We start from the raw sequence: 22,105 nt of genomic DNA, 5'->3' as shown, positions 1-22,105 counted from the left end.
GGCCGTCTTGTGCAACGCTCGGCAGTTACGCGCGCTTGGCGCTGCGGATCTGGTGCACCACGCCCATGGCCACCACCACGGCGGCAGCGATGCCGGTGGAGATCACCAGGATCTGGTAGTCAGGCATGAAGGCCATGGTCACCAGGGCGGCAATGATGAAGGCGATGACCAGGTAGGTCAGCCAAGGGAACAGCCACATCTTCAGGCGTACTTCCTTGCCTTCGGCAATCAGCTTGCGGCGCATGCGCAGCTGCGAGAAGGCGATCACCAGGTACACCAGCAGGGCGATCATGCCGGTGGTGTTCATCAGGGTTTCCAGCACGTCTTTCGGGCGCAGGGTGTCGCTGAAGTTGATCAGTGCACAGAACACCGCCACCAGGCACGAACCGATGATCGCGTTCACCGGTACACCGGTGCCGGTGCGGGTGAACTTGAACAGGCGAGGCGCATCGCCACGCTGGGCCAGGGAGAACAGCATGCGCGAAGCGGTGTAGTGGCCGGAGATCAGGCAACTGCTCACCGAGGTCAGCACCACGAAGTTCATCAGCAGTTCAGCGTACGGCACACCCAGCAGCTCCAGGGTGCGGCGGTAGGCGCCATAGCCGGAGACGCCCAGCTGCGGATCGTTCCATGGCACCAGGCAGACGATCAGGAAGATCGAGCCGACGTAGAACAGGCACACGCGCCACACCACCGAGTTGGTGGCCTTGACGATCTGGGTGGCCGGGTCCTTCGCTTCGGACGCGGCGATGGTGACGATCTCGGCGCCAAGGAAGGCGAACATCACCCCCAGCAACGCGCCGATCACCGTGGTAATGCCGTTGGGCATGAAGCCTTCGGCGGTCAGGTGGGTAATGCCGCGCACTTCACCGAACTGCCAGACGTTCATCACCGCCGCGGTGCACACCACCAGGAAGCAGACGATCGCCACCACCTTGATCAGCGCGAACCAGAACTCGAACTCGCCGTAGTGCTTGACGTTGAAGAAGTTGACGGTGATCAGCAGCAGGGTCGTGGCCAACACGAACACGTTGACGCTCACGTCGGGGAAGAAGCCGTGCAGGATCTTGCCCGCGACGTAGGCTTCCCAGGCCATGAGGATCACCCAGTACCACCAGTACAGCCAGCCGATGGTGAAGCCGGCCCAGCGACCGATGGCGCGGTCGGCGTAGGTGGAGAACGAGCCGGTGTCGGGCGAGGACGTCGCCATTTCGCCGAGCATGCGCATGATCAGCACCACCAGGATGCCGCCGGCGAGGTACGCCAGCACGGCTGCCGGGCCGGCGCTGTGGATGACACTGCCGGAACCGACGAACAGTGCGCCGCCGATCACCCCGGCGATGGACATCATCGTCAGGTGGCGCGACTTGAGCGAGGCACTGAGCTTGCTCTCGTGCCCGTCGTTCGCGGTGGTGGATGTGGATGTTGCGTCCATCAGTTATTTACCCCGTGCTTCTTTTTATCCAAGGAAAAACTGTGAAACCCCGATGGTTATCGGTCTCACCTGTACATCAGTGCAAAATGCGGGCAGGGAGGTGTGCGCGAGCACACGCAGGCCATCCGTGGCGGCCTGCTTACGCGGCCAGAGGTAACCCTCTGGACGAACTGAACCATGCTGGGTCCGAACCGAAGGCGGCCGACCGGGCAGAAAGAAGGTGCGAGGCGAACCCCGACGGTAAAGCAGCGAATTTATGATTATTCATGACGCTGGTTCGTGCTGTGTTGGCGATTTCTGACACGTAATGTAAAAATGTCGAACACTTTGAGCCATGCACAGCGGTGCGAAATCTGCACTGCACTGTACAGGCCGCCGATGCAATACACCCCGAATTCCCGGCCGGCGCTTGGCGTTACGCACCCCCGAAGGCACCCCGAATGCTCCAGCTACACCCGGACTCCTCCACCCCGCTGGTCAATCAGATCATCGACGGGCTGCGCGCGCTGATCGACAGCCAGGCGCTCAAGCCGGGGGCGAAGGTGCCGTCCATCCGCGCCTTTGCCGCGACCTATTCGGTGAGCACCTTCACCGTGGTCGAGGCCTACGACCGGCTGGTGGCGCAAGGCTTGTTGGTGAGCAAAGGGAATGCGGGCTTCTTCGTCAATCGTGCGGCGAACGAGCTGGTGGATAAAGCAAACGTCGAGACAGACAACACCCGCCCGACGTTCAACTCCGAGTGGTACCTGCAGCAGATCTTCGAAACCCGCCAACTGCCCTTCAAGCCCGGCTGCGGCTGGCTGCCCAACGACTGGATGTACGAGGAAGGCCTGCGCCGCGGCATGCGCCAGGTGGCCGGCAGCCCGCTGGAGCTGTCCGGTTACGGCGACCCGATGGGCCTGCCGGAGCTGCGCGCCCTGACCGCGCAGAACCTGCAGCAGGAATTGTCGATCGTCGCCAACCCGGCGCAACTGATGCTTACCCACGGCGCCAGCCAGGCCCTGGACCTGGCCGTGCGCACCCTGGTGCGCCCCGGCGACGTGGTGCTGGTGGACGACCCCGGCTACCCCAACCTGATGAGCATCCTGCGCACCCAGGGCGCAACGCTGGTGGGCGTGCCCCGTACCCCGGCCGGCTACGACCTCGACCATCTGGAACGGCTGCTGGCGCACCACCAGCCCACTGCGTTCTTCACCCAACCGCACCTGCACAGCCCGACGTGCTCGCGCACCCCACTGGCGCAGCTGCACCGCCTGCTGCAACTGGCCAGCCGCCACGGCTTCCGCCTGGTGGAAAACAACCTGTACGCCGACATGATCAGCGACCCGCTGCCGTGCCTGGCCAGCCTCGACCACCTGCAGCAGGTGGTGTACGTCGGCAGCTATTCGAAGAGCATCTCGCCCAACGTGCGGGTTGGCTACCTGCTGGCCAACCCTGAACTGATGCAGCAGTTGCTGCACTTGAAGATGCGCTCGGGCCTGACCACCTCGCAGGTGATGGAGCGGGTGGTGTACGCCGCGATCATCGACGGCCGCTGGCGCAAGCACCTCAAGCGCCTGCGCCAGCGCCTGGCCGAGGCGCATCAGGAGGTGGGCCGGCACCTGCACCGGCTGGGGTTCGAGCTGTTCATCGAGTCGGACGAAGGCATGTACATCTGGACCCGCCACCCGGCGATCCCGGACAGCGCCGCGCTGCTGGACGATGCGCTGGAGAAAGGCATCATGCTCGGGCCTGGGCAGTTGTTCATGGTGGATGCCAAGGCCACCGGGTGGATGCGCTTCAATGTGGCGTTCAGTACCGACCCTGCGATGTGGGAGTTGCTGGAGAAGGTGTTGGTGAAGCATGTGCGGCGGGGCGGGGTTTGAACCCGTCTCGCTTTCATCGCCGGCAGCGCCTCTGCCACGATGCGCCGCGCGGGCGGCGCTCGATTTCACAGACACGGCATCTCTCCCGACAAACATCTTATCGCCCGATGGGTCGCCAAGCGCCCCCTAATACCGAATCAATGCGCCAAGCCCAGCTCCGCGTCATCGAGCAACGCCTTGGCCATGGCGCTCAGGTAATACGCCGCCCAGACCATGCGCGGGTCTTCCTCCATGACCCCGAGCAAAGTCAGGTGGCGCACGCAGTCCAGCAGTTCAGAGGCCTGTTCGCGGGCGTGATTGCAAGGTATGCCCGGCTCGATGCGAAACAGCGGCTGCGGGCTGTCTTGACCCTGGCAGAAGCGGGTCTTGCCGGCAGTGGTGGGGGGTGTTGGGTTGTCCGTGGTCATGCCGTAATCCTCGAAGTCATGGCGTTGGGTGTGGCGGCCCGTTCGCTGGCGAACGGGCTCGGCCTCAATGCATGGGCTGCGACATCACCGCCTGTTGCACCTGCGCCAGTGCCGATTCCAGCAGCGAGCGTAGCGTTTCCATCTCGTGCACGGCGGCCAGCATCAGCACCGAGCCGGGGGACTTGGTGCAGAGCAGGACGGATTGATGGGCGACGGCCAGGGCGCAGTGCAGGTGTTCGCTGATCTGGACCAGGGTGTCTTCGAGGAAGGCGTGGGAATGGGGTGGGTCGGGGACAATTTTAAGCATCGTTCAATTCCTTGGTCGGGCTGCCCTCCAGTCTGCTGTCAAACAGGTGGGTGGCAGCTGTACGTAGGTTGACAGACCGGCGGAATTGACAAGTTCCGGCGCACGCGAACGTGCCCTACGCACAGCTGCCATTGAACGCGCAGCTACGCAGTCAAAACCGTCGCGGCCTGTCAAAGCCATGTCGCTGATGTGCAGCGACCCGGCGAGACTAGTAGGCGGAAATAGCCACCGCAACGGAAAAAATGCGCGGGCATTATCTTTGGGAAATGGACTACAGGGAAGGTGTGAAATCTGATTGATAGGGCGGGGCTGGCAAGGGCCTGTCTTGAAATAGCATGTGGGCCACCAGGTGCCAGGCGACAGATTTGCAGCGCCTATGAAATCGAGCGCCGCCCGCGCGGCGCATCGCTGGCAAGCCAGCTCCCACATCTGTTTCGGGCCAATTATGCCTGTGAGGGTACCGCTGCCCGCCTTGGTGCATGTCTCAAGTCATGTGAGGCGCCAGTGGTGCCCACCTCAATACCGCGTCGTACAAACAAGGCGTACAGCGATAAAACAACAGGAGTAATTGGCCCGAAACAGATGTGGGAGCTGGCTTGCCAGCGATGCGCCGCGCGGGCGGCGCTCGATCTTGAGGGCGCTGCAAATCTATCGCCTGGCACCTGGTGGCCCACATGCGATTTCAAGACAGGCTCTTGGGCACCACACCTTCGACCACACTTAATCGTGCCCCCTTAAAGAACCAAGCCCCAACACCCACTTCCGTGCCAGAATTAAAATTTCTACAGTAAAACATTTGAACACCTTGCTAAAGTTCAGCCATTTCCGACACACCCTTACTTGCAGCATGACCAAAACAGCTTCAACCAAAACAAGTAAGCCAGGGAACTATTTCTACATTCACCCTCATCAGTAAAACGACCATCGCTCTCTCCAAAACCACCCAAAAGGAGAGAACAGTGACCTCACGCACGTTACTGACACAGTCAGATCTTCAAGAAATATATTCGATAGACCCATTCTCATATGATTTCGAACATATCATCTCATGGGGTAATCCATTCACATACCCAATACCATTACCAGACATATCAGGACTTTCAATAGATGGACTAAGAGCCAACGCTATAAGTATTGTCCAGGACATCATCAGCAACGTCGAAGCTACACGTCCAGAAGGGACACCAGGGTACGACGAATATGTAGTTCGACAAAAAATAAAAATCAATGAAGCCTACTCCAACACTATAAGCAGGCTTTACGCAAAAAGGGAGTTTCTAATATACCTTCGACTCACAATATCTGGCCAAATGGGCCGGCAAGCTGAGCATTTCACCGGGAGACACATCTACTCCAAAAGCGACCATAGCCCAGGCGAATGGTTTATGATCCTCGTAGACATACATCGCACCGAGGACGAATTTTATAAACTCCAGCTCTGGAAACACAAGCTATTAGAAAGTATCACTTCAGCGCAAATAGAAATTGTACTAGAACGCTGTCTACCCAAACTCAATAAAGACCTTGAGAGAACCAACCTTCAACTTATTGCCGTTTCAAAAGAGAGAGCCCAGCAAGCACAGGACAGCAACTCTATCAGTTTCAGCCTAACCCCTTCCCTGCAGTTGAGCACAACTCAAGGCCCTATTGCGACATACGAAACCCCCAGAAGCACAGCAGCTGCGCTACTGAAAGCAGGCCGCCTATTGACAGCTCTAGCCGAAGCTGCAGCGACTCGTTTTTTTAAGCTTTCTGCAGGCGGTATTCTTTACGCCCCTGAACTGGGGAATTCAGATCTCTACCACGACTCAGCACTGAGCATTCCCGCAGAACTGCTGCTCCCTCGCATCCCCCAGAACATAAATGACATTGCTGCGAACTATGGAGAACTGGAGCTACCGCTCAGAGTCCACCCGGACTCCGGCACCTATAGCCTTATAAAACCTCCAACTTCTGCCAGTTGGACAAACAAGATCCCAGTACGACCTCTCGTTCTAGACAGGGCACGTAACAGCTACGTATCTCTCCCCTCCAGTGAGTTCCCCACAACGCTTATATTCCCCATACACCCTCGTGACACCTCATCTACAACCTCCCCTTTAGAACCGATTTCCGCCAACCCCTACACTGGGGTAAAACTTCTACCCGAGATCATAACAACAACACCGTTCCCCGCCTCTACAAGGTCGAATTCCAAAGACTGTATTTACTGTTTCCCTGCAGATTCAGGACTACCACCGCTATACGTCGTCTTCAGCTCGCCTTATCCAGGCGCCACAACACGAGGCCAATACAGCGGACGTCTTTACAATCCAGATAAATCTGGAGGCCCCATCGAAAAACTTGACTGGCGGGAAGCAACAGTCACTCAAGCAGGCATTGACCTCGCAAGGCTACACACGAGTCGGCTCGATCCTTCCGACGCTAACGAAGTAATGCTCGATAGACTTACAAAAATCCTACAGGGCTCGATAGAAGCAACTGACACTGACAAACGCTTTTACACGCACGAAATCAGGGAACTGGAACGGTATCGCCGCCTTGGCTTTGCTGATAACATTAACCCCGGCATTGAAACTGGAACATGGAACAACACACATACCGCTACGCTTGAAGATTATGGGCTCAGCTCTGATTTCGAGCTACTTTACACTCCCGAAGCCGTTGAAGCAGACACTTTACAATCCGCTCGAGAAAACAAATGAACACGATCAATGACATCATAATAAATGAAAAGCCCGTCGATGTTATTTTATTCTTAACCAGCAAAAACGGGATCGACCACCCTAGACTTGACAGACTTTACAGCCTAAACAATTGGCCCCACATAAGTAACAACATGAGACTCATTGAACTTGTTGGCAGCATGATAGCCGAAGGCCTTATAGAATCGAAAGGTGGTAGACACACCAAAGGCCCGAACTGGAAAGCTCCACAATTTATGCTGGATAATAAATACACGCTTTAAAAACCGCCAATTGATTTATAAAACCCCCTCACAGACCTCTCGCGTCTCGTACACCATAGAGGTCTGTGAATTTAATAGTTTATCGAACAGTCGATTAATTAACCCCAATTCTCCCTGTCCGCAAAAAACGCCCGCGCATTCGCCTCCAGGCTCTCCAGGTGATACCCCCCCTCCTGCACGATCAAGCAAGGCAAGCGCAACCCACGAATCTGCTCACCCAAACGGGCAAACCCTTCGGTCGTCACCGCCACCTTGCTCTGCGGGTCCAACTCATAGATATCGAAGCCCAACGACAGCACCAGCACTTCGGCGCCAAAATCCTTCACCGCAGCCAACGCCACCTCCAACTGGGCCATGAAGTCGGCCTCGCTGGCACCGTGGGCCATGGGCAGGTTGAGGTTGTAACCCTCCCCCGCGCCGCTGCCGCGCTCGTCCTCGAATCCCGCGACGCCCGGGTAGAAATTGGTCGGGTCGCCATGCACCGAGACATACAGCACATCACTGCGGTCGTAGAAGATCTCCTGAATGCCCTGGCCATGGTGCATGTCGGTGTCGAGGATCGCCACCCGCCGATAACGGCTGCGCAGGACCTGGGCAGCCACGGCGGCGTTGTTGATGTAGCAGAAGCCGCCCGCGGCATCGAAGCGGGCATGGTGGCCTGGCGGGCGGCACAGGGCGTAGGCAGCGGGCTCGCCGTCGAGTATCGACCTGGCGCCGGCCACGGCGCTCTGCGCCGACCAATAGGCCGAGCGCCAGGTGTGTTCGCCCACCGGGCAACTGCCATCGGCCAGGTAGCGCCCGGCCTGGGCGAGGATGCCGCGCAGGGCGTTGGGCTCGCGGACGAAGATGTTGGACATGACTTCGTCGCCCCAGTCCTCGGGCACTTCCTTCCAGCGCGCATGGGCTTCTTCGAGAAAGCGCAGGTACGCCTCGCCGTGCACGGCCTTCAGCGGCGCAAGGCCTGCGTCGTCAGGCTGGCGGATGTCGAAGCCCAGGCCCTTGGCAGCCTGCAACAGGCGCTGGGCACGCTCGGGGACTTCCTGCGGGGTGCGCATGGCGCCGCGGGAGTAGTAGCTGCGCGGGTGGTGCAGCAGCTGTTCGGGGTGGAAATAGCAGCGCATCAGGCGTCTCCTTCGGCAACCTGGCCGGCGCGGGCCAGCACGGCATTGAGCAGTACGTCGGCGCCCTGGCGGGCGTCCTCGGGCAACACGTCCTCGGCCTCGTTGTGGCTCAGGCCGCCTACGCAGGGAATGAACACCATCGCTGTCGGGCAGTAGCGCGCCAGCAGGACGGCGTCGTGGCCGGCGCCGCTGACGATGGCTTGCTGGCTGTAGCCCAGCGCGTCCACGGCTTGCTGCACCGCCGCTACACAGTCGGCGTCGAACGGCGTGGCCGGGCTGACCCAATGGCGTTCGACACTGACCTTGAGGCCGCGCTGACGGGCAATAGCCTGCAACTGCAAACCGATATCGCGCTCCATAGCCTCGATGGCCTCGTCGCGGTGGTGACGCAGGTCGAGGGTGAAACGCACCAGCCCGGGGATGGTATTGCGCGAGGATTTGGCGATGTCCAGCTCGCCCACGGTGGTCAGGCCCTCGGGGGCAAAGTCGCTGGCCAGTTGCTCGACGGCCTGGATCATCCGCGCCACGCCGTACAGGGCATCCTTGCGCAGCGCCATCGGCGTGGTGCCGGCGTGGGCGGCCATGCCTTCGACCGTCACGTCCAACCAGCGAATGGCCTGACCACCGCTGACCACGCCGATCGCCTTGGCGTTGTCTTCCAGGATCGGGCCCTGTTCGATATGGGCCTCGAAGTAGGCATCCACCGCGCCACCCAACGGCCGCTGGCCGGCATAGCCGGTACGGCGCAGTTCATCGGCCACGCTGATGCCGTCGGCATCGCGGATCGCCAGGGCCTGCTCCAGCGCGAGGGTGCCGGTGAACACCGCCGAGCCGAACATGGCCGGGGTGAAGCGCGCGCCTTCTTCGTTGGTCCACACGGCGATCTCCAGCGGCTTGCGGGTCTGGATGCCCAGGTCGTTCAGGCGACGCACCACTTCCAGGCCCGCCAGCACCCCGTAGACGCCGTCGAAACGCCCGCCCTCGGGCTGGGTGTCGAGGTGGCTGCCCATCATCACCGGGGCTGCCTCGGGGTCGGTACCCGGGCGGCGGGCGAACAGGTTGCCGATGGCATCCACGCTCAGGCTCAGCCCGGCCTCGCGGCACCAGTGGCCGAACAGTTCGCGGCCGGCCTTGTCTTCGTCGCTCAGGGCCAGGCGGCAACTGCCGCCACGGGCGGTGGCGCCGACTTCGGCCATGGCCATCAGGCTCGCCCACAGGCGCTCGCCGTTGCTTTTCAACATTGCAGGTACTCCAGGCAAATCAGGGTTTCAGGCCAGTTCGAGCTGGCGGCTGCGGGCGTACTGGCGCGACAGGGCCAGCACACAGACCAGCGACACACTGGCGATCAGGGTGTAGAACAGCGCCATCGGCCACCATTGGCCGGTGAAGGTATGCGCAAGCCAGGTGCCGATCAGTGGCGTCAGGCCACCGGCGATGGCGCCGCACACCTGGTAAGCCAGGGAAATGGCGGTGTAGCGCACGCGGGTGTCGAACATGCCGCTGACGTAACCGGCAATCACCGCATAGAACGAGGCCATGCACGCCGCAGCCAACGCGATACCGAGCACGATCAGCGGGCCCTGGCCACTGCTGACCAGCACGAACATCGGGTACGGCGATGCCATCGCCAACAGCGCCACCAAGGCCAGGAAGCGCGTGGCGCCGAGCTTTTCCGAAAGCCAGGCGGCCAGCGGCTGCACGCAGAACTGGATGCACGCCACGAAGAACAGGCATTCCAGAATCAGCGAGCGCTCAAGGTGCAGTTGCTGGGTGGTGTAGCTGATCATGAAGGTGTTGGTGAAATAGACCCCGGCAATGCCCAGGGTATTGGCGCCGATGCACAGCAGCAGCGGGCGCCAGGCGGTGCGCAGCACTTCCAGCACCGGCGCCTGTTCCTTGCGCTGGTCCTTGGCTGCCTGCTCGCGGCTGGCGATGAACTCCGGCGATTCATTGACCCCCAGGCGTATGGCCAGGCCCACCAGCAGCAACAGCGCGCTGGCCAGAAACGGCACACGCCAGCCCCAGCTCATCAGGTCGTCCTCCGGAAGGCGGGTCACCGCACTGAACGCCAGCAGCGACAGGATCAACCCGGCCGGGCTGCCCAGTTGGGCGAACGAGGCGAAGAAGTTGCGCCGCCCCTTGGGGGCGTGTTCGCCGGCCATCAGCACCGCGCCGCCCCACTCACCGCCCACGGCGATGCCTTGCACCACCCGCAGCAGGATCAGCAGCACCGGCGCGGCGACGCCGATCTGCGCGTAGGTGGGCAGCAAACCGATGCACACGGTGACCACGCCCATCATCAGCAAGGTGATGATCAGCGATTTCTTGCGCCCGATACGGTCACCGATATGGCCGAACACGATGCCGCCCAAGGGCCGCGCAAAGAAGCCCACGGCGAAGGTGCCGAAGGCGGCCATGGTGCTGAACAGGCTGTTGTCGGAGGGGAAGAACAAGGCACCGAACACCAGGGCGGCGGCGGTGGCATAGATGTAGAAGTCGTACCACTCGATCATGGTGCCGATGAACGCGGCGGCGGCGGCGCGGCGCGGTTGGGGCGAAGCGGCGGGCTTCATGGGGTGGCTCCTTTGTTTGTTGTTCTGGCAGGAGTTGGGGACACGGTTTGCGCTCTTGTGGCGCTTCGCAGTGCGGACCTGAAGGATCGAGTTGCCTGCTTCGCGGGTAAACCCGCTCCCACAGGTCTTTCGCCTACCCTGTGGGAGCGGCTTTAGCCGCGAAGCAAGCGACGCCGAACCGGCAGGCCTGCGCTTGAATGACTGTGATTTTTCGGCGCACCCCTATGATTAGTCAATTTTCTATTTATTATTCGAAGTATTAACCCTGCTTATACAGAGCCTGCCATGCCCGACCGCCTGCTCAACGACCGCCTCGACTGGAACCTGCTGCGTACCTTCCGGGTAATCGGCCAGGAGCTGTCGATCAGCCGTGCCGCCGCCCGCCTGCACCTGACGCAACCGGCGGTAAGCCAGGCACTGAAGCGCCTGGAAGAACAACTCGGGCGCCAGCTCATCGCCCGCCGTGGGCCGCGCTTCGTGCTCACCGAGGTGGGCGAGCAGTTGTTCGAACTGGCCGGCGAGGTGTACGGGCAGATGTCGCAGATTGGCGGGCTGCTGGAGCAACCGGCGGACGAACTGGTGGGCAAGGTGCGCCTGCTGATGATCAGCCGTGTCGTCAGCGAAGGCCTCGATGACTGCCTGGCCGACTTCCATCGCCAGCACCCGCGGGTGGAGCTGGAGATCGACGTCATGCGCAGCTCGGACATCGTCGCGGCGCTGCAGGAAAAGACCGCCACCGCCGGGCTCAGCCTCAACCGCCGGCCACAGCCGCGCCTGGAGCAGCGCCTGTTCCTGCGCCAGCGCTATGCGTTCTTCTGCGGCAAGCACCATGCCCTGTTCGGCCAGCAGCAGAGCGACCTGCAACGCGAGAATTTCGTCAGCTTCACCAGCGACCAGATCGGTGGGATGCTCTCGCCGCTGACCATCTTCCGTGACCAGCAAGGCTTTGCCGGGCGCATCGTTGCGTCGTCACCGAGCCTGGAAGAGGTGCGCCGGTTGGTGATCGCCGGCTTTGGCATCGGCTGCCTGCCCGAGCATGTGGTGGCGCCGGATGTGGCGGCAGGGCTTTTGTGGAAGCTGCCGCCGCTGGAAGGGATCGCCGATGTGGACATTCACCTGCTGTGGAACCGGGAGCAGCGGCTGAGCCGGGCGGAGAGCGCCTTCATCGAGGCGCTGCAAAAAAGCCTGGCCTGACCTTGGCCCTGCGCCTTGCCTGGTCAGACAGCGCTGCGCGAGCCATCCATCAGCTGCAAGCTGTTGCGCCCGGCACGCTTGGACGCGTACAGCAACCGGTCGCCCTGCTCGATTAGTGCCGCCAGGCTGGCCGGCGGGCGGTCGAACAGGTGGGCACCGATGCTCAGGGTCACCGCTTCGGGGGTGGCACAGCTGTGCGCGGCAGTGTGCTGGAACTGCTGGCGCAAGGCCTCGGCCAGCGCCTCGATCCGTGCCCGCGACGCATCGGCCAGCAGGATCACGAACTCGTCGCCCCCCAGGCGTGCAGCAATCGCCCTCTCCGGCAACAGCGCGCGGATCATCTCGCTGAGGGCGACCAGCAGGCGGTCGCCGGCGGCATGGCCGTGCAGGTCGTTGACCAGTTTGAAGTGGTCGATGTCGATCAGCAGCAAGGCGCCGGGGTGCTCGGGCGAGACCTCCTTGAACAAGGCCGGCGCGCGCACTTCCAGGGCGCGGCGGTTGTACAGCGCGGTCAGCGGGTCGCGCGCGGCCAGGCGCTCGATGCGCTCTTCGCGGCGATAGCGCACGGTGCCGGTCATCGACAGGGCGATCAGCATGATCGCCATCGTACCTTCCACCAACGAGACCTGGATGATCTGGCCACGGAAGGCGCTGAGGTCGATCAGCGTGCCCGGCAGCAGCGCCGGCAAGGTCTTGGCCAGGTAGAACAGGCCGTGGAACAGCAGGATGTAACGCAGCTGTACCGCACCGACGCTGAACGACTTGCCATGGGGGCGCAGCAGCCAGCTGGCCTGCAGGGTGAGTAGCGCGATCAGGGTGGATTGGACCACCAGCAAGGTCTTCGACCACAGCGGCCAGTCCGGCAACAGCAACATGGCCAGCCAGGCCGGGATGATCAGGTACCAGGCCCGCGACAGGCGCGTTTCGGTGAAGCGCGACACGCCCAGCAGGAAAAGCCAGTGGGCGCTGATCAACATGCCGTTGGCAAACCACACGCCGATGAACAGATAGCCGCTGCTGCGCAGCAGGGCCAGGGAGGAGCCGACGCTGATGATGGCGAAGCTGGCGCTCCAGCACAGCAGCGAAGACTCGCGCACGCTGCTCCACTCCACAGCCAGGTACAAAGCGGCGGCAGCCGCAAGGGCGATGGTGAGCGTGAGGATGGTGGAAGCGTCGAACGCCATGAACGGAATAGCCTGTGTCTTACTTTTTTGATGGAAGGATTGTATTCGTTCGTAGGGATTTTCGCAGGAGAGAGTGCCATCCAAATGATGGCACTCATCCGATTCAGGCATGCAAATGCGTGGCGCGGGCTAGCGGTTCGGTGTGCAGCCGTGCGGCGCAGGGTGATTTGTGCCGTTCGACAGGTTATGGTCGAAACGCTTGTCGGCCAGCACATCGTTGGCCAGGACTCATTTCGCTACGGACCCGCCATGCCCCGCCTGCCCGCCCCGCTCCACCGTGCCCTTGCCAATGGCAGCCTCTACGCCGTGCTCGCGGCGCTGGGTTTCAGCTTCAAGGCGATCTTCGTAAAACTCGCCTACGCCGCGGGGCCTGTGGATGCGATCAGCCTGTTGGCCCTGCGCATGGCCATGTCCTTGCCGTTGTTCGTCTGGTTGGTGTGGTTCAGCCGCAGGCAAGGCGGTAGCGCGCTCACGCCTGGGGACGGGCTGCGCGTGGCGTTGCTCGGGTTGTTCGGTTATTACCTGGCGAGCCTTTTCGACTTCTACGGTTTGCAGTACATCAGCGCCGGGCTTGAGCGGCTGATCCTGTTCACCTACCCAACCCTGGTGCTGCTGATCCAGGCCGTCGCCCAACGCGAGCGCCCCACCCTGCGCACCCTGGCGGCCATGGGCCTGTGCTACCTGGGGCTGGGTGTCGCGTTTGTCCACGATATCAGCGCCACGGGGGTGGGCAGCCAGGTGGTGCTTGGCGCGTTGTGGGTGTTTGCCAGCGCGGTGACCTATGCGCTGTATTACGCCGGCACCGGGGTGATGCTCAAGCGCATGGGCTCGATGCGCCTGGCCGGATTGTGTGGCACGGCCTCGTCGCTGATGGTGCTGGTCCATTACCTGTCGGTGGCCGAAGTGGCGCCACTGTTCGAGCTGCCTGGGGCGGTGTGGGGGAATGCGGCGCTGATGGCGCTGTTCTCCACGGTGCTGCCGATCTACTGGGTGGCCCTGGCGATCCAGCGCCTGGGGCCTACCCACACCGCGGCAGTGGGCAACCTGGGGCCAGTGCTGACGGTGCTGGCGTCGTGGGCGATCCTGGGCGAGGCGATTTCGCTGTACCAGGTGATCGGGCTGGCCGTGGTGTTGTTCGCGGTGTCGCGCTTGAAGCCTGCGAAAAAAGCCGAAGTCGTACCGGTGAGCAAGCGCGCAGAGGTGTAAAGGTTCTACGGGCGACCACCGGCCTAACTGGCCTCCCACCTCCTATAGGCTTGCACATGCTCCGTAGGAGCGGCCTTGCGCCGCGAATGGGCTGCGCAGCGGCCCCAGATTTGGGCTATGTCACTCAATTGCCGGGGCTGCTGCGCAGCCCATTCGCGGCGCAAGGCCGCTCCTGCAGCAAGACAGGTCTCCCCTAGGTATTTGTTCAGCGCCGGGTCCCGACGATGACACCCTGCCCGCGCAGCTGCTCCAGCAGCGCCAGGCCATCCGCTTCATCCTTGGCCAGCGCACGCAGGCGTTCCCTTCCAGTGCCCGGCAACCCCACCAGCAACTGCCAGGCCAAGGGGGCCAGGCGGGCGAAGCGAACCTTAAGGTCGATATCGCGGTACACCAGCAGCAAGGTCGGTGCCTCGGGCGCTTCGCTCGGCTGGAAGTCCGGGCCGATGCGCTCCACCGGCCAACGGTAGGCCAACACGCGGGCCACGCAGGACAGCAACGGCTCGCCGGCCAGCAGGTCACCGTCGGGGTGATGGGGCGGGTCTTGCGCATCGCTCAGGTACAGCTGCGCCTCGACCCATTCGTAATGCGCCAGTTCCAGCTGCCAGGGCGTATCGAGGTCGATGCCTTGCAGGTAATCGATGAACGCCTCGGCGATTTCGGTGAACAACGGCGTATGGCTGCGGTAGTTGGCGTAGAAGTCGTGTACCCGGGCATGCCAGCGTTGCTCGCCGAGGGTTTGCCGCAACACCGGGAAGCTGCCCGCCAGCAGGCCTTCGATAGCGCCGTAGAACAGCTCGCGGTAGACCTTCAGGCGCCGCGCCTCGATACCCGGCGGTGGCGGGTTGGCGGCCGGGTCGCGCAGGTGCCGGGCCAGGGTGAACTGTTGCTCGCGCAGGGTTTCAGGCATGGCAGGGTGCTCCGTGACGCTGTTGCAGGGCGCGGATCTGCGCCGTCTCGGCCAGCAACTCGGCCAACGGCGGGTAGTTGAAGTCGCGCTCGAGCACTGTGGGGTGGGCGCCGAAACGCTGGCAGGCGCTGGCGAACATGGCCCAGACATCCGCCTTGACCGGTGCGCCATGGGTATCGACTTTAAGGTCCGGTGCTTCGTCGTAATGCCCTGCCACATGCATGCCCACCACCCGCTCGCGGGGGATGCCGGCGAGGAACGCCTGGGCGTCATAGCGATGATTGCAGGCATTGACGAAGACGTTGTTGACGTCCAGCAGCAAGTCGCAATCGGCCTCGTCGAGCACCGCGCAGATAAACTGCAGCTCGCTCATGGCCTGGTAGGGCGCGGCGTAATAGCTGATGTTCTCAACCGCAATGCGCCGGCCCAGCAGGTCCTGGGCCTGGCGGATACGTGCAGCCACGTGTCGCACGGCCTCGTCGGTGAACGGGATCGGCAACAGGTCATAGAGATGGCCGTCGTCACTGCAGTAGCTCAGGTGCTCGCTGTACAGGCGCACCTGATAACGGTCGAGGAACTGCCGGGTGCGGGCAAGAAAAGCGACGTCCAGCGGCGCGGTGCCGCCCAGCGACAATGACAGGCCGTGACAGGCTATGGCGAAGCGCTCTGCCAGCTGCGCCAGGCCCTGGCCGTAAACACCGCCCACCCCGATCCAGTTCTCCGGGGCACATTCGAGAAAATCGACCGAGCTGGCCGGCATCGCCAGTAACTCCGGCAGCAGGCCGCGACGCAGGCCGAGGCCCGTGTGCAAGGGTTGCGAATTCATGGTTCAGGCTCCAGAAAGGCGCGCGGCGCCCCAAGGCGCCACGCTACAACCAGGGGATCAGGCTTTGCCTTTGCCTTCGGCGCCGCACTTGCCTTCGCCGCACTTACCCTCCGCCTTGTCGGCCTTCGCGTCAGCACCGCACTTGCCTTCGGCCTGGCTGGCCTTGCCGCTGCCGCCGCATTTGCCCTCGCCACATTTGCCTTCACCGGCGGCCTTGGCCGCTGCCAGCTGGTAGCCCTGGCTCAGGGGTTCAACGGCGAACGCACTGTTGCCCAGAACCAGGCCGCCGAGCAGGGTGGCGCCGAGCAGGCTGAGGGTCTTTGGGGTCGTTTTCATGGTGTCGCTCCACTTGTGGTTGGAAAGTGGAGCCATTGAAACGTCGGGGTGTGTCGTGGGTGTATCGCGATGAGCGGCGTTTTGTATGCCAGTTGATCGTGAGCAGGCGCAGATACAGAGTGATACAGGGAAGGCCTCCTGCTGGCGCAGAAGGCCGTGGCAGAGCAGTCAGTCGTCCAGCGGCTTGGGCGGTTCGGCAGGCTTGGCCGGTTTGGCGGGCTTGCCTGGCTTGCTGTCCTTGGCCTTGGGTTCGGCCGGCGCCGCCGCCACCGGCTCCGGCGCGGTGACCGCCTTTTCACTGGCTGGCAGTTCGTCGACGGCCTTGAAGATCACCTGTGGGTCGATTTTTCCGCCGCTGTCGTCATCCTTGAGGACATGGCGCTCGCCATCCTTACCCACCAGGATCACCTTGGTGCCCTTGCTGGCGCCGAGCTGTAGCTCGCGAATCAGGGCCATGGTGGTCTGCTGTTCGAGGTTCTTGTCCTCACGTTTGCCCATCATCTGGGCAACGCTGTACAGCACCAGCCCGCGCTCCTTGAAACCGGCCTGCACAGCCGGGTCTTTCAAGGCCTCGTTGAGGCCGCGCAAGGTCGGGTCGGCACTGCTGGGCGCAATGACCACCAGTGGCCGCGCCTTGCCCTGCTCCTTGGCCAGAGGGGCGTCGCTGTCGGCGGCGAGCAAGGGGCCGGCGAAGGCAAACAGGGTGGCGAGGGTCAGTGACCTGACGAGCATGGGCATCTCCTTGTTAATTCTCATGACTACAGATCCTGGCGAAAGATCCGACATGCGAGCCTAAACCACCGGACCCGGCGTACAGCGCGGGCAAAGGTAACTTGCGATGTCTGCGCGGTAACGGGTGCGACCCCCTGAGCATAGTCCAACCGCCCGCAGGCCAACGGCTGAAGGCATTGTGATGGCATGCGCACACCTCGGCAGAGGCATCGCTTGTTCACATTCAGTAAGGAATACGCCGGGGAAAGAGTTCGTCATCAGCGTCAATAACATCGTCCTGTAGCTTTCCCTGGCCGTGACCTGGCTGGTTGCTCTGATCACCCTGTTCAGCGTTGGGTTCCAGCAGCGGGTGGGAATTTTCGTCGGTGACAGCCAGATGGGGTGCATCGCCTGCGGCTTCTGGTTCGTCAGTCGGCCACTCACCAAGGGCTAAGCACGCTCAACGCCAGCAGAGGTTGAGCCGCTCGGGCGGCGCTGCGCCGCCGCCCTCCCCGCGCCTGGTCAGCTGGCGGCTTGCGCACGCATGGCCTGCTCGGTCAGCTCCAGCATCAGGGCCCGCCGTGCCGCCTGGCGCTGGTCACGCACGCTGTTCATCCGGATCACCAGGTCCCCCTCGCTGCCAGCCCCGTCCAGCAGGCGGGCCAGGCGCTCTTGATAAGGTTCGTCGAGCGCCGCCAGCCGCTCACCCTGCACGCGCTCCAGCCACACCTGCCAGAACTCACGCTCCACCAGCGCCTCGGCAAGCGCTTCAGTGTTCTCTGCCGCCAGCACCTGCGCCTCGGCCAGGTCGAGTTGCTCGGCATCGATATTGGCGATGTCGGCGAACGTCATGTCCCCGGGTTGCGCAGGAAGGTCGAGCGCCACACGCAGGCCGATGCGATAGGCCAGCACCACCTCGATCTGATCGACATCGCGCCCCGCAACCCCACGCGCCTGAATATCTTCGAGGGCGATCCGCTCCACCTGCTCCAGGCGCCACAGCTGTTTGCCCAGGTGCAGCAGGGCCGCCTGCTCACCCCCGGCGCCAGCTTCGGCGCAGGCCTTCCACACCAGCATGCGCAATTCCAGGTTGCTGAAACTCAGGGCGACGCTGTCCTGGCAGGTCAAGACCTGGGCCGCCTGATCGAACAGGGCCTGGCGCAGATCGCCATGGGCGCGCGCGGCTTCGAGCATGCTGAATACCCGCTCGGCCAACGCGGCGGGGCGCTGACGATAATCACTGGTGCCTTGCAGGCGCCCGAGCAAACCGAAAAAGTCACCGGAACCTTCCTCGGCCTCCAGTGCATCCCAGTCCTCGGCATGCTCGGCCCTGGCAGCATCGCCCAGGGCCTGCAACCAAACCTGGCGTGATGAGGACGCCAGGGCACCGGCCTCGCCGCTCGCGCCCCATTGGGAACGCATGTACAGCTCGACACGCATGGCTGTCTCCTCGTCCAGGGGGTTGTCCTCCAGCAGGATCGTGCTGCTGATCCACAGTGGCGTCTGGAAAAAGCGCTCGGGCAAGGTGCTGATCTGATTGCCACGCAGGTCGGCAACCACCAGCTCCAGCCGCCCCAGCAGGGCCGGCGGCACACCTGGCAACTGCGCCGCACGCAGGTTGAGATTACGCAGGCGATTCAACCGGCGCACTGAGAAGGTACGCCCCAGCGGGTTGAACGACAGGTTCAGGTATTGCAGGTTCGTGCAGTGCTCCAGCACCTGTACCTGCACCGAGTCGAGGGCAATGCGGTTGTCGTACAGGTCCAGCTCGGCCAGCTCGCTGAGCGTTTCCAGCCCTTGCGGCAGGCGCTCCAGGCGGTTGCCGCTCAGTTCCAGCACCCGTACACCGGGGAACGCCCGCAAAAAGCCATGGGACACACTGCGCAGGCCCATGCCACGGAACGACAGTTCGCGCACATGGGCGAAACTGATGCTCTCGGGCAACTCAGGCAATGCGTCCAGGCTGATACCCAGCAGGCTCATGCGATAGCCAGACATTTCGATAGTGCTGCCGAAAATGCGTGGCCCCATGCGCTGCCAACCACGGATCAGCGCCTCGGCAAAATGACTGCGCTCACTGCGCTCGGACGCATCGCTGGCGAAACCGGCCCACTCCCGAAGCGCCACCCGCAACGCCGACAACTCACTGGCCAGGCGCGTCAGTTGCACTTCAATCTGTTGTCCGGTCATGCGTAGACGCCGTGCCCAGTGCTCGATTTCCAGGTCCTCGTAAAGCGGATACAGGGCACGAACCATGGCATACAACGCCCGCGGTCGCCCCCGGCCGGCGCCGCGCCCGCTCAGGGCATAGCCCAGACGCCCGTCGGCCAGCCGCCGCGGCGGCCGGAACCAACCGGCCGGGCCGGCGTGCCCAAGCAGACGCTCGACCCGCGAACGGTCAACTGCGGCGAGCTTGCCCAGCAGCACCCGCAGGTTGTGGCCAAGGGGCTCAGCCACGCCCAGCGCATCACGCTGCCCATCGGTGAAGCCGGCGGCCAGCGTGGTGAACAGCTCACCGGGCGCCTGGGTCAGCGCATTGCCTTGCCCATCGAACAGCTGGAAACCGTGCGCGGTGTACAACAGGTCGATCCGCCGGGCTTGCGGCGCGGGGGTCACTTCCCATGCCGGGGTCGCCGACAACGCACCGTCGTAAAGCCCCCAGCCCTGGCCTGGCTCAGCGCCGGGCAAGTGCTCGCAGAGCCGCAGGGCGACCTGGGCCAGGTCCAGGTTTTGCGGCAAGTCCAGGTAGAAGCCCTGATAGACCCGTGCCACGCGTGCGCGCCGCACTTCGCGCCGGGCCGCCTCGGCCAGCGCCAGTGGCACGCGCCCGCCCGCCTCCATACGCTGCCGCTCGGCCACGTTCGCGCCATCGACCAGGCCCTGGGCTACGGCACTGGGCAGGCCCGGGAAGTCGCGGCGCAACAAGGCGGCTTGCGGCGTCTCGCTGTCCTGGGTCGCCGCCTCCAGGCGCTGGAACAAGGCCCGTCGGTCATCCCAGACCCGCTCGGCCAGCGCCTGATCGGGCAGGCCTTGCGCGCCAGGCAGGGCCTGGGCATGGGCCAGGACCGTGGTGTCGGTTGCGGGTTGGCCGCTACGCAACTGCCGGACCAGTGTGCGGATGCGCCCGTCCAACGTGGTGCGCCGGGTGCAGTCGAGCAGCAACGGATCAGGCACCAACCCCTGCAGATGCACCGCACGCAGGTAATCGGCATCGGTGTCGGTGGCCAGCAGGATCTGCGCGATGTCCTCATCTTCCAGCGCATAGCCGGTCAACCCCAGGCGCCTGAAAAGATGCAACTCGTCGGCCCATTCGCCGGGCTGCTCCCACCACAGGCGCCAGGCACCGGCACCATTGCCCACCAACAACGGGGCACGGCCGTCACGCGGGGCCAGGCGCCAACCGTCATCGTGCGGCTCGACAGGGTAGCAGCGTTGATCCAGTTCGACCCAGCTGCGGGTGCCCAGATGCCGCAGGCCTGCGCTGTCACGTAGTGCCAATGCCGGGAGTGCCTCGCTGGTGTAGGTGGTCAGGTCAGTGCTGCACAGTCGCACGGCGCCATCGGCCAGGGTTTGCGGGACCCCTTCGTCCGCCAACGCCGACCGTGCCCATACGGCCCGGGCTGCCGCCACCCCGGCACCGGTAGCCGCCACCCGCGCAAGGTCACCGGCGACCTGGCACAGATGGTCGAGTGCCGCGCTGCGATCGCCCTCATGCCAGGCCTCGAAGCCGTGAAAGACATCGCCAAGCAACCGCCACGCAGCCACGCCGAGCAGTGCCAGCCCGACCCAGGGCACGAACAGCCCGGCCAGGTTGAGCAGCGCCCAACCCTCGCTGGCCAGGCGCTGGTCGTGTTCGCGCTGCACCTCTCGATCCAGTTGTGCCACCGGTGTGGCGATCTGCGCCGCGTCGTCCTTGATCTGGGCGACCAGCGTGTTGGCCAGGCTGTCGAACAGCGGCCCTGGCCAATCCGCCATGTGTTCTTGCAGGTCGATATTGGCCAAGTCCGACAGCCCCGCATAACCCTCCACGGCAGCCGAGAAGAACGCCTGGCTGTCACGCCGCCGCACGAAGCGGCTGAAGAAACGCTGGTACGGAGCCGTACGCAGGCGCTTGCCCAGGTGGTTGGCAAAATGGCGCAGGGTCGGGTAAGCCCGCAGCGGCGTCAGCGGATCGCCGGGGATGAACACGATGACACGCCGCGATGAGGTGTACAGCGGGCTCCAGCTCTCGTCACGCACATCCAGCACGATGATCTGCTCAAGTGTGCAGCCCAGCAGTTTCAGGCGACGAGCCCGCACCGGGTCGCCACGCAACGTCAGCGCGGGCTTGTCGGCGCACAGGTCGATCAGCAACTGCTGCTCATGAATGTCCAGCTCGCCCTTGAGCCTGGCGATGTGCGCCTCCACCCGCAGGGCCTGACGCTGATGCCCGGCCAACAGTTCACGCACCTGCCGCCCCGCCTGGCCGGGTGGCTGAAGCACGCTGGCGAGGTGCCGCTGGTACTGGCCGCCAAGGTCGAGCGTACGGCAGAACCCGGCGAAGCGGCCGGCACTGGGAAGGCCGGCCCGATTGGCGACGGTATCGACCAGGCGGTTGCCAGCCAGTTGCCGACCTTGCGCTTCGTCCGTCGTGAAGTTGCGCAAGGCCGCCTCGAGCAGCGAGATATTCGAGTACACGGCCTGGGTCACTGGCCACCCGATCGGTTGCGAAGTAACCACTGGCTCCTTGCGCCCCATTCGAAAAGCGATGCGCTCGTCATCGACACCGTCGAGTGCATCCCTGAGCGCCTGGTGCAGCAAGGGCCTGCAGAATGCCTCGATGCCTTGCAGCCTGCCCATCAGCCCGGCGCACTGCTCGCGTGCCTGCAGGCTGGCCGCCATGGCCTGGCGCAGCACGTCGATCTGCTCGGGTGTGGCGGCCCGCAGCCATGCCGGTAACGCATTGCCGATCAGCCGATCCTGAAACTGCTCGGCAATGGTCTTGTCGTGTCCAGGCGTCATCGCCCGCCCTCCCTGATTGAATGAAGGCAGGCAGGTTAGGCAGGCAGGCGCGTCGGCCTGAGGT

The 22,105-nt window shown here is 63.4% G+C and carries 16 protein-coding genes and 1 pseudogene; 5 read left to right on the top strand and 12 right to left on the bottom strand.

The window, feature by feature from the left end; all coding sequences use genetic code 11:
* Window positions 1-25: 25 nt before the first annotated feature.
* On the bottom strand, window positions 26-1,435 hold the full coding sequence (locus L6D77_RS01490; protein ID WP_232885610.1) for an amino acid permease: 1,410 nt from the start codon (window positions 1,433-1,435) through the stop codon (window positions 26-28).
* Between the two features lie 440 nt (window positions 1,436-1,875).
* Between L6D77_RS01490 and L6D77_RS01485 the strand changes: the two genes are divergently transcribed.
* A complete protein-coding gene (locus tag L6D77_RS01485) occupies window positions 1,876-3,300 on the top strand; it encodes an aminotransferase-like domain-containing protein (RefSeq protein WP_232885611.1) in 1,425 nt (474 codons plus the stop codon).
* A gap of 137 nt (window positions 3,301-3,437) precedes the next feature.
* Here the strand turns inward: L6D77_RS01485 and L6D77_RS01480 are convergent, their stop codons facing one another.
* Window positions 3,438-3,707 (bottom strand): DUF3077 domain-containing protein, encoded by a 270-nt coding sequence (locus tag L6D77_RS01480; RefSeq protein ID WP_232885612.1) that lies wholly within the window; start codon window positions 3,705-3,707, stop codon window positions 3,438-3,440.
* 64 nt (window positions 3,708-3,771) lie between these two features.
* Window positions 3,772-4,014 carry a hypothetical protein gene (locus L6D77_RS01475; RefSeq protein WP_232885613.1) on the bottom strand — a complete coding sequence of 81 codons (243 nt, stop codon included), beginning with the start codon at window positions 4,012-4,014 and terminating at the stop codon, window positions 3,772-3,774.
* A 959-nt stretch (window positions 4,015-4,973) separates the two neighbouring features.
* On the opposite strand from L6D77_RS01475, the gene L6D77_RS01470 reads away from it, so the two are divergent.
* Both L6D77_RS01470 and L6D77_RS01465 read left to right on the top strand, forming a co-directional pair.
* On the top strand, window positions 4,974-6,719 hold the full coding sequence (locus L6D77_RS01470; RefSeq protein ID WP_232879763.1) for an S-type pyocin domain-containing protein: 1,746 nt from the start codon (window positions 4,974-4,976) through the stop codon (window positions 6,717-6,719).
* A complete protein-coding gene (locus L6D77_RS01465) occupies window positions 6,716-6,982 on the top strand; it encodes a hypothetical protein (protein WP_232879764.1) in 267 nt (88 codons plus the stop codon). The genes L6D77_RS01470 and L6D77_RS01465 overlap by 4 nt, the downstream gene beginning before the upstream one ends.
* A gap of 98 nt (window positions 6,983-7,080) precedes the next feature.
* On the opposite strand, the gene L6D77_RS01460 is transcribed toward L6D77_RS01465, so the two are convergent.
* Genes L6D77_RS01460 through L6D77_RS01450 form a run of 3 tightly spaced genes read right to left on the bottom strand, consistent with a single transcriptional unit; the run spans window position 7,081 to window position 10,676 of the window.
* Entirely contained in the window at window positions 7,081-8,103 is a 1,023-nt protein-coding gene (locus tag L6D77_RS01460) for a histone deacetylase family protein (RefSeq protein WP_232879765.1), read from the bottom strand.
* Window positions 8,103-9,344: a Zn-dependent hydrolase gene (locus tag L6D77_RS01455; protein WP_232879766.1), complete on the bottom strand. Its 1,242-nt coding sequence runs from the start codon at window positions 9,342-9,344 to the stop codon at window positions 8,103-8,105. Before L6D77_RS01455 ends, L6D77_RS01460 begins: the two co-directional genes overlap by 1 nt.
* Window positions 9,345-9,371: 27 nt before the next feature.
* A complete protein-coding gene (locus tag L6D77_RS01450; RefSeq protein ID WP_232879767.1) occupies window positions 9,372-10,676 on the bottom strand; it encodes an MFS transporter in 1,305 nt (434 codons plus the stop codon).
* 285 nt (window positions 10,677-10,961) lie between these two features.
* Here L6D77_RS01450 and L6D77_RS01445 point away from each other — a divergent pair, with 285 nt between their 5' ends.
* Window positions 10,962-11,870 carry a LysR family transcriptional regulator gene (locus L6D77_RS01445; protein WP_232879768.1) on the top strand — a complete coding sequence of 303 codons (909 nt, stop codon included), beginning with the start codon at window positions 10,962-10,964 and terminating at the stop codon, window positions 11,868-11,870.
* A 23-nt stretch (window positions 11,871-11,893) separates the two neighbouring features.
* Here the strand turns inward: L6D77_RS01445 and L6D77_RS01440 are convergent, their stop codons facing one another.
* Window positions 11,894-13,054: a GGDEF domain-containing protein gene (locus L6D77_RS01440; RefSeq protein ID WP_232879769.1), complete on the bottom strand. Its 1,161-nt coding sequence runs from the start codon at window positions 13,052-13,054 to the stop codon at window positions 11,894-11,896.
* Between the two features lie 249 nt (window positions 13,055-13,303).
* On the opposite strand from L6D77_RS01440, the gene L6D77_RS01435 reads away from it, so the two are divergent.
* Window positions 13,304-14,260, top strand: a complete 957-nt coding sequence (locus tag L6D77_RS01435) for a DMT family transporter (RefSeq protein ID WP_232879770.1) — start codon at window positions 13,304-13,306, stop codon at window positions 14,258-14,260.
* Between the two features lie 205 nt (window positions 14,261-14,465).
* Here the strand turns inward: L6D77_RS01435 and L6D77_RS01430 are convergent, their stop codons facing one another.
* From L6D77_RS01430 to L6D77_RS01410, 5 genes and pseudogenes are all read right to left on the bottom strand, one after another.
* Entirely contained in the window at window positions 14,466-15,167 is a 702-nt protein-coding gene (locus tag L6D77_RS01430; RefSeq protein ID WP_232879771.1) for an HvfC family RiPP maturation protein, read from the bottom strand.
* Window positions 15,160-15,993 carry an HvfB family MNIO-type RiPP peptide maturase gene (locus tag L6D77_RS01425; RefSeq protein WP_232879772.1) on the bottom strand — a complete coding sequence of 278 codons (834 nt, stop codon included), beginning with the start codon at window positions 15,991-15,993 and terminating at the stop codon, window positions 15,160-15,162. The genes L6D77_RS01430 and L6D77_RS01425 overlap by 8 nt, the downstream gene beginning before the upstream one ends.
* Window positions 15,994-16,074: 81 nt before the next feature.
* Window positions 16,075-16,329: pseudogene (locus L6D77_RS01420) on the bottom strand (HvfA family oxazolone/thioamide-modified RiPP metallophore); the annotation flags it as partial.
* A gap of 168 nt (window positions 16,330-16,497) precedes the next feature.
* Window positions 16,498-17,061: a DUF4174 domain-containing protein gene (locus L6D77_RS01415; RefSeq protein WP_232879773.1), complete on the bottom strand. Its 564-nt coding sequence runs from the start codon at window positions 17,059-17,061 to the stop codon at window positions 16,498-16,500.
* A 501-nt stretch (window positions 17,062-17,562) separates the two neighbouring features.
* Window positions 17,563-22,041 (bottom strand): NEL-type E3 ubiquitin ligase domain-containing protein, encoded by a 4,479-nt coding sequence (locus L6D77_RS01410; RefSeq protein ID WP_232879774.1) that lies wholly within the window; start codon window positions 22,039-22,041, stop codon window positions 17,563-17,565.
* Window positions 22,042-22,105: the final 64 nt, after the last annotated feature.

This window comes from Pseudomonas parasichuanensis (assembly GCF_021601385.1).
GTDB classification, from domain to species: Bacteria; Pseudomonadota; Gammaproteobacteria; order Pseudomonadales; family Pseudomonadaceae; genus Aquipseudomonas; species Aquipseudomonas parasichuanensis.
Note: the sequence above shows the minus strand (reverse complement) of the source record. Positions and strands in the feature narration are given on the sequence as shown.